Annotated in this window: 13 protein-coding genes; 8 read left to right on the plus strand and 5 right to left on the minus strand. The window is 68.5% G+C overall.

From position 1 onward, the window contains the following. Positions 1-54 precede the first annotated feature (54 nt). Genes ACFCV3_RS07965 through ACFCV3_RS07990 form a run of 6 tightly spaced genes read left to right on the plus strand, consistent with a single transcriptional unit; the run spans position 55 to position 7,435 of the window. Positions 55-1,344 (plus strand): SWIM zinc finger family protein, encoded by a 1,290-nt coding sequence (locus ACFCV3_RS07965; RefSeq protein WP_376027356.1) that lies wholly within the window; start codon positions 55-57, stop codon positions 1,342-1,344. After that, a complete protein-coding gene (locus tag ACFCV3_RS07970) occupies positions 1,341-2,744 on the plus strand; it encodes a DUF5691 domain-containing protein (RefSeq protein WP_376027358.1) in 1,404 nt (467 codons plus the stop codon). The genes ACFCV3_RS07965 and ACFCV3_RS07970 overlap by 4 nt, the downstream gene beginning before the upstream one ends. After that, positions 2,741-3,820, plus strand: a complete 1,080-nt coding sequence (locus ACFCV3_RS07975) for an AAA family ATPase (RefSeq protein WP_376027361.1) — start codon at positions 2,741-2,743, stop codon at positions 3,818-3,820. The genes ACFCV3_RS07970 and ACFCV3_RS07975 overlap by 4 nt, the downstream gene beginning before the upstream one ends. Beyond that, positions 3,817-5,997: a DUF5682 family protein gene (locus ACFCV3_RS07980; protein ID WP_376027364.1), complete on the plus strand. Its 2,181-nt coding sequence runs from the start codon at positions 3,817-3,819 to the stop codon at positions 5,995-5,997. Before ACFCV3_RS07975 ends, ACFCV3_RS07980 begins: the two co-directional genes overlap by 4 nt. Then, a complete protein-coding gene (locus tag ACFCV3_RS07985) occupies positions 5,994-7,139 on the plus strand; it encodes a VWA domain-containing protein (protein WP_376027366.1) in 1,146 nt (381 codons plus the stop codon). Before ACFCV3_RS07980 ends, ACFCV3_RS07985 begins: the two co-directional genes overlap by 4 nt. Before the next feature lie 11 nt (positions 7,140-7,150). Further along, entirely contained in the window at positions 7,151-7,435 is a 285-nt protein-coding gene (locus tag ACFCV3_RS07990; protein ID WP_376027368.1) for an antibiotic biosynthesis monooxygenase family protein, read from the plus strand. A gap of 34 nt (positions 7,436-7,469) precedes the next feature. On the opposite strand, the gene ACFCV3_RS07995 is transcribed toward ACFCV3_RS07990, so the two are convergent. From ACFCV3_RS07995 to ACFCV3_RS08005, 3 genes are all read right to left on the minus strand, one after another. Continuing rightward, positions 7,470-8,219, minus strand: coding sequence for a polysaccharide lyase family 7 protein (locus tag ACFCV3_RS07995; RefSeq protein ID WP_376027371.1), 750 nt, complete (start codon positions 8,217-8,219; stop codon positions 7,470-7,472). Between the two features lie 31 nt (positions 8,220-8,250). Then, positions 8,251-9,189 carry a D-2-hydroxyacid dehydrogenase gene (locus tag ACFCV3_RS08000; RefSeq protein WP_376027374.1) on the minus strand — a complete coding sequence of 313 codons (939 nt, stop codon included), beginning with the start codon at positions 9,187-9,189 and terminating at the stop codon, positions 8,251-8,253. A 134-nt stretch (positions 9,190-9,323) separates the two neighbouring features. Next, positions 9,324-10,412: a hypothetical protein gene (locus ACFCV3_RS08005; protein WP_376027377.1), complete on the minus strand. Its 1,089-nt coding sequence runs from the start codon at positions 10,410-10,412 to the stop codon at positions 9,324-9,326. A gap of 167 nt (positions 10,413-10,579) precedes the next feature. On the opposite strand from ACFCV3_RS08005, the gene ACFCV3_RS08010 reads away from it, so the two are divergent. Together ACFCV3_RS08010 and ACFCV3_RS08015 are read left to right on the plus strand one after the other, a co-directional pair. Then, the gene (locus ACFCV3_RS08010) at positions 10,580-11,581 is read left to right on the plus strand and encodes a LacI family DNA-binding transcriptional regulator (RefSeq protein ID WP_376027380.1); all 1,002 of its coding nucleotides are present in this window, start codon (positions 10,580-10,582) and stop codon (positions 11,579-11,581) included. Between the two features lie 304 nt (positions 11,582-11,885). Beyond that, on the plus strand, positions 11,886-12,233 hold the full coding sequence (locus tag ACFCV3_RS08015) for a GNAT family N-acetyltransferase (protein WP_376027382.1): 348 nt from the start codon (positions 11,886-11,888) through the stop codon (positions 12,231-12,233). Here the strand turns inward: ACFCV3_RS08015 and ACFCV3_RS08020 are convergent. Next, positions 12,230-12,574 (minus strand): YciI family protein, encoded by a 345-nt coding sequence (locus ACFCV3_RS08020; protein ID WP_376027385.1) that lies wholly within the window; start codon positions 12,572-12,574, stop codon positions 12,230-12,232. The genes ACFCV3_RS08015 and ACFCV3_RS08020 overlap by 4 nt on opposite strands. A gap of 10 nt (positions 12,575-12,584) precedes the next feature. Further along, positions 12,585-13,535, minus strand: a complete 951-nt coding sequence (locus ACFCV3_RS08025; RefSeq protein WP_376027388.1) for an aldo/keto reductase — start codon at positions 13,533-13,535, stop codon at positions 12,585-12,587. Between the last annotated feature and the right edge of the window lie 84 nt (positions 13,536-13,619).

Here is a 13,619-nt window from a genome sequence, read left to right on the forward strand (position 1 = left end):
TACACGTCTACCTCCTGTCGTTCGGGTGTCGGTCGAGGGTGATGGAATGGGGCGGTGGAGACGTGGGATTCGGAGCAGGTGCTTGCGCTGGCTTCTGATGCTGCGTCGGCGAAGGCCGGGCAGGGGTTGGCTCGGGCGGAGAAGTGGTCGGGCAGCGGGGTGTCCGGGCGTGCCGTCTGGGGGTTGTGCCAGGGGAGCGGGAAGCAGCCGTATCAGACTGCGGTCGATTTGAGTGGGCCGGCGTACAAGTGTTCTTGTCCGAGCCGGAAGTTTCCGTGCAAGCATGCGCTGGGGTTGCTGTTGTTGTGGGCGGGCGGGGAGGTTCGGCCGGGCGAGGAGCCGGAGTGGGTTGACTCGTGGGTGAGCAAGCGGACCGAGCGGCCGGAGCGGAAGCCGGGGGAGGTTGCTGATCCGCTGGCTGCGCAGGAGCGGGCGTCGCGCCGGGCTGATCGGGTGTCGGCGGGGATGGCGGAGTTGGCGAGCTGGTTGGACGATCAGGTGCGGCAGGGGCTGGGTGGGTTCGATCAGCGGGCGTATACCGAGCTGAGCCGGCTGGCTGCCCGGATGGTCGATGCGCAGGCACCGGGTGTCGCCGGGGCGGTACGGCGTGCTGCCGCAGTCGTCGGGCGTGGACACGGCTGGCCGGGTGAGCTGCTCGAGGAACTGTCCCTCATCCACCTGATCGTCGCCGCCCACGCCCGACTCCCCGAGCTGCCACCCGCGCTCGCGGATACCGTGCAGTCCCGCATCGGCTGGACTGTCGAAACCGCCCGCGTCCTGGCCGATGGCGAGAAAGTCGAGGACGACTGGCTGGTCCTCGGCCGCGTGATCGAACCAGACGACCGCCTCACAGTCCGCCGCGTGTGGTTGCGCGGGGCAACAACCGGCCGCGTGGGTCTGATCCTCAACTTCGCCGCGGCCGGTCGTCCCCTCGAACCGCTCCCGGCGCGACCCGGCGAGTACGTCCCCGGCGTCCTCTCCTTCTACCCCGGAGCCCTGCCGATGCGCGCATTGCTCACCCAGTCCGCACCCCGCCTCCCCGCCCCGCGCCCCTCGGGGGCCACCGCCCACCAAGCCCTGGCGTCGTACGTCGAATCCGTCGCCGCCGACCCGTGGAACGAGCGCTGGCCCCTCGTCCTCGAAGACGTCCGCCCAGCCCGGTACGGCGAAGGCTGGGCGCTCGTCGATCTCGAAGGCGACGCCCTTGAACTCCTCCCCGGCGTCGACCCGTGGAAGCTCCTGGCCGTCTCAGCCGGCGACCCGATCACCGTCGCCGGCGAATGGAACCGAGCCGGCTTCCGCCCCATGACCTGCTGGCACGCCGACCGTCCGGTGCTGCTGTGAAGGGGTGGGACGGGCTGGTCAGCTCGGCGTTGTTGGGGACCGAGCGGCGGCCGACGCATTTCGAGGAGTTGCCGGAGCCGATCCAGGAACGCCTTGGTGACGGTGGCTTGCTGGATGCGGCGGCCTTGGCGACGCTCTACCGGCGGGCCGGGCGCAAGCCGCTGAGTGACGTGGAGCCGTTGCCTGGGGTGCCTGGTGAGGACCGGCCGTTGCCGAGGCCGGTGGCGATTCGTCGGTTGGCCGCGATGCTCGGTGGGTTTCAGACGACAGCTCTCGGCGAGTGGTTGCGGGCTGCGGATGCGCGCGGATGGGGCGTGCCACCGGAGTACCTGCCGGCGTTGGCCGACCATGCGCGTAACCGAGCCGAGTACCGTCCGCTGGTGATCGCGGCCGCAGGGCGCCGGGCGCATTGGCTGGCAGACCTCAATCCAGACTGGCGCTTCCTGCACGCGGCAGTTGCTGACAGCAACAGCCCCGAGCTGTGGGCCCATGGCGACCCCCTGCAGCGACGCAGCTGGCTGCGCGACCTCCGTCGTACCGATCCCGCTGCGGCCTTGGAGGCACTGCGCGAGGTCTGGCCGACCGAATCCGCAGCAACACGGACCGACTTCCTCACACTGCTTACAGAAGGTCTGTCCGCCGCCGACGAGGAGTTTCTCGAAGCTGCGCTCGACGACCGTTCCCGAGAGGTACGGCGAGTCGCTGCCGGACTGTTGACCCGCCTGCCGGGCAGCCGCCTCAGCCAGCGCATGTCCGAGCGCCTGCACGCACATCTGCTCGCCAGTCAAGGCGTTCTCACCGTCGATCTCCCCCGGCAGCTCAACGCGGCGATGGAGCGTGACGGCGTGATCTCCGAGGCTGCGGAAGGAATCGGCAAGCGCGCCAACTGGTTCCGCCAGATCGTTGCCGCCACCCCCTTGTCGGCGATGGACCCGGCCTGGCTGCAACTGCCGGTCGAAGGCTGTGCACCCGAGGTGCTGCAAGCCGGGTTGACCGAGGCGACCATCCGCGAAGCATCCGCCGACTGGGCCCGCGAGCTCCTGCGAACCAACGCCGGCACCGGCACCCGCAGCCCCGCTGAACTCCTCAGACTTCTCCCACCCGACGAGTGGGCCCCCGCTGTCGAAGCGCTCCGCAAGACCGTCGACATCACCGAGCTGGTCGGCGGCCTCCCCGTCCCCTGGCCGGCCTCGCTCGCCACCATGCTGCTCGACCAGCTGGCCAAGGTCGGCACCGCGCGCGACTGGGCCCGCCTGGCCAGTGTGACCGCCCGCGCCGCGCCACCCGACGTACTGGACCATCCGATCACCCGCGAACCGACCGGCGAAGAAGACACCTGGCGCCGTCGACTCGTCGAAACCCTGACCTTCCGCCGCGAGCTTTATGAGGAGCTGTCATGACCGAAGTACTGCGGCCGCATGCCGAGACCGAGTACGCCGGGGAGCTGGCCGCGCTGGCGGCGGCGGACGACCGGGCGCGCCCGCCGGCGTGGTTGTTGTCGCCCGCGGCGGTGGTGACCTATCTGTTGGGTGGACGGGCCGGGGACACCGAGATCTCACCCAAGTACGTCGGTCCGCGGCGGCTGATCGAGGTTGCCGTGGCGACGCTGGCGACGGACCGCGCGCTGTTGCTGCTCGGCGTCCCCGGTACGGCGAAGACTTGGGTGAGTGAGCATCTCGCGGCGGCGATCAGCGGGGACTCGACGCTGCTCGTGCAGGGAACTGCGGGGACGGCCGAGGAGGCCATCCGCTACGGATGGAACTACGCGCAGTTGATTGCCCAGGGCCCCAGTGAGGCGGCGTTGGTGCCGAGTCCGGTGCAGCGGGCGATGGCAGACGCGAAGATCGCCCGGATCGAGGAGCTGACCCGGATGCCGTCCGACGTCCAGGACGCGTTGATCACGATCCTGTCCGAGAAGACGCTGCCGATTCCCGAGCTGGCGACCGAAGTCCAGGCCCGTAAGGGATTCAACGTCATTGCCACGGCCAACGATCGGGACAAGGGCATCAACGAGCTCTCGTCCGCACTGCGCCGCCGGTTCAACACCGTCGTACTGCCGTTGCCGGACAGCGCCGAGGACGAAGTCGAGATCGTGTCTCGCCGGGTCGCACAGCTCGGGGCGGCGCTCGAGCTGCCGCAGGCCGATGACGCCCTGGACGAGATCCGCCGGGTGGTGACGATCTTCCGCGAGCTGCGTTCGGGCCGCACCGAAGACGGCCGTACGGCGGTCAAGTCGCCGTCCGGCACGTTGTCCACAGCCGAGGCGATCAGCGTGGTCACCGGCGGTCTCTCCCTCGCCGCGCACTTCGGGGATGGCGTCTTGCGGCCGACCGACGTGGCCGGCGGGATCCTCGGGGCGGTCGTGAAGGACCCGTCCGCGGATCGCGTCGTCTGGTCGGAATACCTGGAGACCGTGGTCCGCGAGCGCGACGACTGGGCCCCGTTCTATCGGGCTGCGCGAGAGATCTCCGGATGACCGTTCACCTGCTCGGGATCCGGCATCACGGCCCGGGATCGGCGCGGGCGGTCGCGACTGCACTCATCGAGTTGCGGCCGGACATTGTGCTGATCGAAGGTCCGCCGGAGGCCGACAAGGTCGTCGGGCTGGCGGCGTCCGAGGAGATGGAACCGCCGGTCGCCTTGCTGGCTTACGCGATGGACGATTCGACGCGGGCGGCGTTCTGGCCGTTCGCGGTGTTCAGTCCGGAGTGGCAGGCGATCAGGTACGCGCTAGCGGCCGACGTACCGGTGCGGTTCTGCGATCTGCCGGCGGCACATCAGTTCGCGTCGTCCGGTCGCGAGGGTCGGCGGGGTGTGTCGATGGATCCGTTGGCGACGCTGGCGAACGCGGGTGGGTACGACGATCCCGAGCGCTGGTGGGACGACGTGATCGAGTCGCGGCGGGACGGCGCCGAGCCGTTCACCGTGATCGCTGATGCGATGCGCGAACTGCGGCACGACGAAGAGGCGAGCGGCCGGGAGGCGCAGCGCGAGGCTTATATGCGGACCGTACTGCGGAAGGCGATTCGCGAAGGGTTCGAGCGGATCGCGGTCGTTTGTGGTGCCTGGCATGTTCCCGCGCTGGAGGCTCCGTTGCCTCCGGCAACACATGACGCCCGGATCCTGAAGGGCTTGCCGAAGCGGAAGGTCGCTTGCACGTGGGTGCCGTGGACGCACGGTCGCCTGGCGGCGGCCAGTGGGTACGGCGCCGGTATCACCTCGCCCGGTTGGTACCACCACCTGTTCACCGCGCCGGACCAGATCACCACCCGTTGGCTGACCAAGGTGGCCCAAGTACTGCGGGCCGAGGACCTGCCGGTGTCGAGTGCGCACGTGATCGAGGCTGTCCGGCTCGCCGACACCTTGGCCGCTTTGCGCGAGCGCCCGTTGGCGGGGCTGAGCGAGGTCACCGAAGCAACGAGAGCAGTGCTCTGCAACGGAAACGATGTTCTCCTCAATCTCGTCACCCGCGAAGCGGTCGTCGGTGAGCTGCTCGGATCGGTACCAGGTGACACGCCACAGGCACCAGTGGCTGCCGATCTCGCGACCCAGGCGCGGACGCTCAGACTGCGCCGGGACGCGACCGAGCGGGTGATCGAGCTCGACCTGCGCAAGCCGAACGACCTGCTGAAGTCGCGGCTCCTGCATCGCCTCCGGATTCTCGGCGTCCACTGGGGTGTCCCCGCGGCCGACGAGCGCCGCGCGCAAGGCACCTTCCGGGAGATGTGGAAGCTGATCTGGGATCCCGGTCTCGAGGTCGAGCTCGTGGCCGCAGGCGCCCACGGTACGACGGTCGTCGGCGCCGCGACCACAGTCATGCTCAAGGTCGCGGCCGACTCATCGACCCTCGCGGAAATCACTGCTGCGCTGGAGAAATCTCTCCTTGCCGACCTGTCCGACGCCCTGCCCGATCTTCTGCAGGGCGTCGATACCAGGGCGGCCGCGGATGCGGATGTCGGTCACCTGATGGAGGCCTTGCCCGCGTTGGCTCGTTCGTCCCGGTACGGCGATGTCCGCGGGACCGACACCGCCGGGCTCGGTACGGTCGCGAGCCGGATGGTGTCGCGGATCTGCGCCGGCCTCGGCCGCACCGTCCACGGACTCGACCCGGAGGCGGCGACCGCCGTACAGGAGCTGATCGACGGCGTACAGGATGCGACCTCATTGCTGGCGGAAGAGGTTCGGGCTGAGTGGTTGCGCACCTTGGAGGGCTTGAGTGACCGGCCTTCGGTGCCGCCGTTGATTCGCGGGCGACTGACGCGACTGATGCTCGACACGTCGCGGTTGCCCGACCACGAGATTGCTCTCCGATTGGGTCGCGCGCTGTCACCCGGTACGCCGACCGCCGATGCGGCCGGGTTTGTCGAGGGCTTCCTGGCAGGTGGTGGATTGCTGCTCGTGCACGACGAGCGCCTGCTGGGGTTGGTCGACGCTTGGCTGGGTGCAATCCCGGATGACGCTTTCGTCGAAGTTTTACCGTTGCTGCGAAGGACTTTTGGGACTTTTGCGGCTCCGGAGCGGCGTACGATCGGGGCCCGAGCGAAGGTGCTCGCCGATCCGGGGAGTGTGGTGGTTGCCAATGACGACGACCTTGACGCCGAGCTGGCTACTTCTGTGCTGCCTGTGGTTGCTCAGCTGCTGGGGGTCTCATGAACGAGCGACTACGGCGCTGGCGACTCGTGCTCGGCAGCGAGGCCGACCCCGAGACCGGTACGACGCTCTCCTCCAGCGACCAGTCGATCGACAAGGCGCTCGCCGCGCTGTACGACGCGTCGCCTGGCGACCATGGTGGTCAACGTGCGGCGGGGCTGGGGTCATCGGCGCCGCGGGTTGCGCGCTGGCTGGGCGACATCCGCCAGTACTTCCCGAGCACGGTTGTCCAGGTGATGCAGAGGGACGCGGTCGACCGCCTCGGGATCACCCGGATGCTGATGGAGCCCGAGCTGCTGAACGCGGTAGAGCCCGACGTTCACCTCGTCAGCACGCTGATGGCGCTCAACGAGGTGATGCCCGAGGAGACCAAGCAGACCGCTCGCGAGGTGGTCGGCCGGGTGGTCGCCGAGCTGGAGGCGCGACTTGCCGAGCGCACCAAGGCGGCGGTCACCGGCGCCCTCGACCGCGCTGGGCGGACCGGTCGGCCGCGACACTCCGACATCGACTGGGACCGGACGATCCGGGCCAACCTCAAACACTTCTCACCCACCCTGGGCACGATCGTCCCGGACCGGCTCATCGGGTACGCGCGGCGGAATCACAGTGTGCAGCGGGACGTCGTACTGGCTATTGATCAGTCGGGGTCGATGGCTGAGTCGGTCGTGTACGCCGCGTTGTTCGGGGCGGTGCTCGGGTCGATCCGGACGCTGAAGACGAGTCTGGTGGTGTTCGACACCGCGGTGGTCGATCTGACCGATCAGCTCGACGATCCGGTCGACGTACTGTTCGGGACCCAGTTGGGTGGTGGGACGGATATCAACCGGGCCCTCGCGTACTGCGAGCAGTTGGTCACCAAACCGTCGGAGACCGTTCTCGTGCTGATCTCCGACCTCTACGAAGGTGGGGTGCGTGAGGAATTGTTGCGGCGTGCCCGTGGTTTGGTTGAAGCAGGTGTGCAGGTGATCGCGCTACTGGCACTGGCCGACTCCGGCACCCCGTCGTACGACGCCGAGAACGCCGCCGCGCTGGTGGAGCTCGGCGTACCGACCTTTGCCTGTACGCCGGACCGCTTTCCGGACCTGATGGCCGCCGCGATCCGTCGCGACGACATCACCAGCTGGGCCTCGACCAACCTGTCGTGAAAGGACTGTTGATGACCACCGTCGAACTGACCCGCTTCCGCGTGCTGCCGGAGAAGACCTCGGAGTTGCTGGAGGCGCGGGCGGAGATGCTCTCGGACTTCGCGGCTGATCGGGTCGGGTTCCGTGATGCACGCCTGGTGCAGCTACCCGACAACGAGTGGCTCGACATCGTCGAGTGGGACACCGCGGAGGACTTCGCGGCGTCCCGGGAGAAGGGTGGCAACCTGCCGGGGATCGCGCGGTTCTTCGCCGCGATCGACTCGCTGGTGGTCGCCGAGGAGGGGACGCTGGCCTGATGGTCGGGGCCCCGGTTGCCCGGGGCCCCTTTTCTCAGCTGTGGGTGACGGTGACGTTGTAGACGACGACCTCGCCGTAGTTGCTGGTGTCGCAGGGTGAGGAGTTCGTGCAGTTGGCCTGGGTGTAGGCGCCGGCCTTGAAGTAGCCACCGGTGAACGACTTCGGGATCGTTGCCTGGAGCACGTTGTTGTAGTACGCCTTGATCGAGCCGTTGCTGACCACGAACTTGGCCTGGAATCGCTTGCCCAGCGTGTAGTTGCCGTCGACAAGCTTGTAGCGGGTGTTGTTCTCGTCCGTGACGTACAGGTTGGCGCCGTCGAGGCGGAACGTGGCCATGTCGTTACCGTTGTGGATCTGGCCGGCGACGACCTGCGGCTTGGCGTTCGGGCGGTGTGTGATGGCCTGGTCGATGATCATCGTGTGCACGCCGGAAGTCGAGGACCACGAGGCACCCGAGCCGTTGCGCATCTCGCGGAGTTCGGAGCGGGCGTAGGTGGTGTTCGGGGTCGTCACGCCGTTCACCGCATTGCGGAAGCGGACGCCGTTGCAGTACGGCTGGTCGATGAACCACGGGTTCAGTTCGTAGCTGTCGAGTCTCGGCTGGCTGATCTCCAGTACCTGCGTGCCCGATTGGTTCGGGTCGTCGACCGGCAGTTGCAGCTTCCAGTTGGCCAGGTTCAGCACGTCACCAGGCGTGGAACAGGCAGTGGGCGCCGCGGCGGCGGTCGGTACGGCGGCTGCAGCCGCCAGCAGTGTGGTGGCGAGTAGTGCTCGGACGAACATGCTGTTCTCCTTCGGGGCGGTGGGACAATCATCAGAACCGCTGGGCTTTGTCGACCTGATTGATCAACGGGTCCCCAGCGAGGAACCGACGGGTGTTCTCCAGCAGTACGGCGAATCGTCGTTCGGCGGCATGCGGTCCGGCACCGGCCACATGCGGCGTGATCAGTACGTCGGGCCGTGACCACAACGGGTGTGCCGACGGGAGCGGCTCGGTCTCGAACACATCGAGCGCGATCCCGCCGAGCCGGCTCTCCGCAAGATCGTCGAGCCGGACCGTCGGACCACGTCCGACGTTCACGAACAGCGCAGTCGGCTTGAAGAGTTTCAGCCGCGCGGCGTCGATCATCCCCTCGGTCGCCGGTGTGTGCGGCACGGTCAGTACGACGATGTCCGCGGTCGGCAGCAGCTCGTCCAGCTCGTCCACCGGACGCATCGCCACAAACCCCTTCGGCGCCTGTGTGATCCGCGCATCAACCCCGGTGACTGCCACCCCGAACTCGCTCAACAGCCGACCAACCTCCGCGCCCACCGCCCCCGCACCGACAACAAGCGCCGACGCTTCACCAAGCGCCAGCACCGAACCCGGATCCCAGTCCGGCGCCCACGTCGCGGTCTGCTGGTCGCGCACGTACCGCGGCAGCCCCCGAGCCATCGCCAGCACCATGGCCAACGTATGCGCAGCCACATGATCGGTATACGTGTCCCGCATATTCGTCACCACGACCGGATGCTCAACCAGCGCCGGATAGTAGAACTCCGGCGCCGGCCCAGCCTGCGGAGCCTGCAACCACCGCAACCGCTCCGCCCGCTCCAACAGCTCCGCCGGCAGTACGCCGTACGCCGCATCCGCCGCCCCAATAACCTCCGCCGCCGCCCCCAAACTCTCCGCCCGAACCACCCGCAACCCCGCCACCGCAGCTTCCAACCGCCCACCCCAGTCAGCGCTCTCCTCAGCCAACCCAGGCAACATCACCAGCACCCCACCACCACCACCCCCACCCCCGGCTCCGCCCCTCCCCACCGATGCCGCCCTCCCCGCGTCCGTGCGCGCGCCTGCGCCTGCGGGCGCGTCCGCTTTCGCGTCCAGGCCTGCTTTCTCGCGCGTCATCTGCGGGCCTCGGCTATCGCGGTGCGGATTCGGTTGAGGCGGGCTTTGGATGCGAGGCCTGCGTGGTAGTACCTGACTTCGGTGGCGCCTGCTTCGAGTAGTTCCGTGACGCCGTTCCATTGGGGGTCGAGGGCTGTGACGTTGGCTATCAGGGGGATGTCGGTTCGGTCGGCCGCCGCCTTCAGCTGGCGGGCGGCTGCTTGGGTGTCGCCCCAGCATTTGAGGACGAAGGCATCCGGCGCGACGGACTGGAAGTCCACGCCTACGTCGGGGCCGGTGACCCACGGGTCGTCGGTTGCCATCAGCAACACTCGGCGGTCGCCGGCCAGGGACTTCGCCTCACGGACCAGTTCGCCGATCACGGCTCCTCGGTGCGCGAGAAGGGCAGTCGCGTCGACGGGAGCTCCGGATCCACCTTCGAGTTCGGCGTCGACGGCGGTTCGGACCGACCGGGCCAAACGATCAGCTTCGGGGCCGAGCGCCGTACGGCAGGCTGGGCAGAAGCAGAGGGAGAGTAGGCGGCGTGCGGTGACCGAGAGTTCGGCGCCTTCGGTCTTCTCGTGGTGGCTGCCGTGGTCGAAGCCGAGCCAGCCGCAGGCTTCGAGCATCAGATCGACGTCGTACTGGGCGCAGATCTCACTCACGATCGTCAGTGCGTACTCGCGGACCGCCTGGTGTGACGGACACAGCGCATACGGGTAGCGCTCGCCGTATGCGTTCCGCACGGTCACATCCGGGTGGGCCGAACCCACCGCCGACGAATGGGTGAGCACCAGCCACGCCTCGACCGACATACCGGCGGCGGTGAGCGCGGCGGCCGCCGTACCGAAGCGGTCCGGGTTATCCACACCCCAGCTCGGCGGGAGTGGACGGAGGCCGGGCCAGCGGTCGTCGCGGATGGGGAAGTAGGCCGCCGCGTGTTCGGCGTGGACGACGCGGTGGGCCGGGTGCCACGGGGTGATCCCGCGAACCGAGTGGTACGCCGCCTGCAGGGTCACGGTGTCGGCGCCGAGCCCGGCGATCCGGGCCGCGGCCTCCGGGTCGCCGACCAGGTCCCAGGTGTACGCGAACACGCCGTGACTCACGAGCCTCACTCCTGTGGGTAAGCGCTTGCCAAGATCGGGTCCGCCCAGAGTAGATCCGGCGGGTCGGATGCGGCAAGACCTGCGAAAGCGGTTTCATATCCACAGGTTGTGCATGACCTTGTGGATCATCGATCCTGAGGAAGGGCTTTCAGAGGGAGGTGAGACGGTTGCGCGCCAGTACCCAGCGAGTGACGATCACCGATGTCGGCGCGGCCGCGGGTGTATCGCCGGCCACCGTCTCCCGGGTGCTGAACGGCACGGCCAAGGTCGACCCCGCCCTCGCCGACCGCGTCCAGGCGGCCGTCCGCACGCTCGGTTACCGGCCGAACGCCGCCGCGCAGGGACTGGCCAAGGGGCGCTGGGGCACGATCGGTGTACTCGTCCCGGACCTCGCCAACCCGTACTTCCCGGAGATCCTCAAAGCAGTCAGCGCCGTCGCCCGCGCGAACGGCCATCGGGTGATGATCATGGAGTCCGAGGAAGACCCAGCTGTCGAACCGGAGCTCGTCGCCGACCTCCTCCGCAGCTGCGACGGCCTCCTGCTCTGCTCACCCCGGATGCGCCGCGACCAGCTCGTCGCGCTCGCCGACCGCGGGCACCCGATGGTTCTCGTCAACCGCATCGTCCCCGGCCTCGCCGTACCGTCGATCTCGGTCGACTTCTACGGCGGTACGACGCTCATCTGTGGCCATCTCGCCCAACTCGGCCACCGCGAGGTCGCCTACCTCAGCGGCCCCGAAGCCTCCTGGGCCAACGGCGAACGCATCCGCGCCCTGGAAGCTGCAGCCGCCTTCGGCCTCCGCCTGACCGTGATCCCGTGCGGCGGGACCGCCGCCGACGGGTACGCCACCGCCGACCAGATCCGCCGGACCCCCGCCACCGCGGTCGTCACCTACAACGACCTGGTCGCCCAGGGCGCACTGTCCCGCCTGCGCGAACTTGGCATCGACGTACCAGCCGACCTCTCGGTCATCGGCTTCGACAACCTCTCCCTCGACTGGACCGGCCAAGCCACCCTCACCACCGTCGCCATGCCCCGAGACGAGCTAGGCCGCCAAGCCGCCACCCTCCTGGAACACCTCATGACCGGCACCCCCGACACCAACCCCCACCTCCTCCCCATGCAACTCCTCACCCACCAAACCTCAGCCCCACCTCGCCACCCCTAGCCCCATCCGAGAGGGGTGGGCGGCGCGGGCTGCCGAGTGTCTGCCCAGCAGTTGAGTGGGGTGCTGCCGGGCCGGATCGATGCCGGCCCGGTCGCCAACCGCAGATGGGCGGACTTGGGGGCCATCACAAGTGGTGGTTGGGGCATGGGGGCAGGCGTGGCGGGGGTGGGTGGGCGTAATTGTGATGGCGTGGGGGTTCGGGCGCGCCTAGCTTGGGGGGATGGAGGTTGGGGTGGTTCGGGGCGATGAGTTTGGGCGGGCGGCTGAGTTGTGGGAGGCGTCGGTTCGGGCTACTCATGACTTTGTGACTGAGGCGGATCTGGATGTGTTCCGGCCGTTGGTGCGGGAGGCGATCGGGGGGATTCCGCAGTTGGCGGGATTGCGGGACGGTGATGGGTATCTGATCGGCTTCGTGGGGGTGGCCGAGGGAAATGTCGAGATGTTGTTCCTGGATCCGGCGTACCGGGGGCAGGGCGGTGGGAAATTGCTGCTCGACCATGCCTGCAAGGAGTTTGCGGCGACTGCCGTCGATGTGAATGAGCAGAACCCGCAGGCCGTCGGGTTCTACGAGCACTACGGGTTCACGCTGGTCGGCCGGAGTGAGCGGGACTCGACCAACAAGCCGTACCCGATCCTGCACTACACGCTTTAGCCGGCGATCTCGAGGATGTCGATCTCGGTGTAGGGGTCGGCCTCGGCGAAGCGGAGTGCCCAGCGGATCGCGTCGTCCTTGGAGTCGACGCGGATGATCGACAGGCCGGCGACGAGCTCCTTGGTCTCGGCGAACGGGCCGTCGAGGACGCGCGGTGGACCCGGCTGCGCGACCGAGATGCGGGCGCCGTTCGCGCTCGGCATCAGGCCTTCGGCGACCAGCAGGATGCCGGCCTGGCGCATCTCCTCGAGGACCGCGTCGGCGCGGGCCAGGATCTCGGGGTCCGGTGGGTTACCCGCTTCGAGGCCGTCGTTCGTCTTGTGGAGCAGCATGAACCGCATAGCGCCGACCTTAGTAGGTCGAGAGCTCTGCCCAGAAGGCTTCCGGGATGGCGTGTTCCAGCCAACCCGCGACCTCGCTGATCTCCTGCGGGCTGCGGGCCCCGACCACCACGGCCGGTACGGCGGGATGCGCCAGTGGGAACTGGATCGCGGCCGCCAGCAACGGTACGTCGTACCGTCGGCAGAGCTCGCGGAGTCGATCGATCCGGGTCAGCAGCTCGGACGGGACTCGCGCGTAGCCGTGGGGAGCGCCATCTGCGGTGTCGGCGAGTACGCCGCCTTGGAAGACTCCGGCCGCGAGTACGGCGACGTTGAGCTTTGAGCACAGTGGAAGCAGTTCGTCGGTCGCGGAACGGTCGAGCAAGGTGTAGCGACCGGCCAGCAGGATGCAGTCCGGGCCGGCGGTGCCGGTCTCGCGGAGGAAGCGGGCTGCGACGTCGGCATGGTTCACACCGAGGGAGATCGCGCGGATCGCGCCGCGGCCGCGGAGTTCGTTCAGTGCGCGGAGGGCGTCGGTCGAGGCGGTGGCGAAGTCGAGGTCGGGGTCGTGGATGTGCAGGATGTCGATCCGGTCGATCCCCATCCGCTCCAGGCTCGCCTCGAACGAGCGGATCACCGCGCCGTACGAGTAGTCGAGCCGTGGTCCGACACCGGCCGGCGGCTCGGCCCAGATCGGCTGTACGTCCGGTCCGCCGGGCTCGATCAGGCGGCCGACTTTGGTGGAGAGCACGAAGTGGTTCCGCGGACGGCCGCGGAGGGCCAACCCGGCCCGCTGCTCGGAGACGCCGTACCCGTAGACCGGCGCGGTGTCGAACAGCCGCACCCCGAGCTCCCACGCCCGGTCGATGGTCGCGATCGCCTGCGACTCCGGCACCGCGGCGAACATCCCCCCGATCGAAGCCAGCCCCAACCCCAACTTGCTGACCCGCAACCCAGTCCGCCCCAACTCCACACTCCGCATGCCGCCGACCCTAGAAGTCGCCACCGACATTTCACCTCGAGCCCCGATCAGCCATTCCGGCGGGCCGCGAGCGGTTGGTGGGTG

This window comes from Kribbella sp. NPDC056345 (assembly GCF_042262745.1).
Classification (GTDB): domain Bacteria; phylum Actinomycetota; class Actinomycetes; order Propionibacteriales; family Kribbellaceae; genus Kribbella.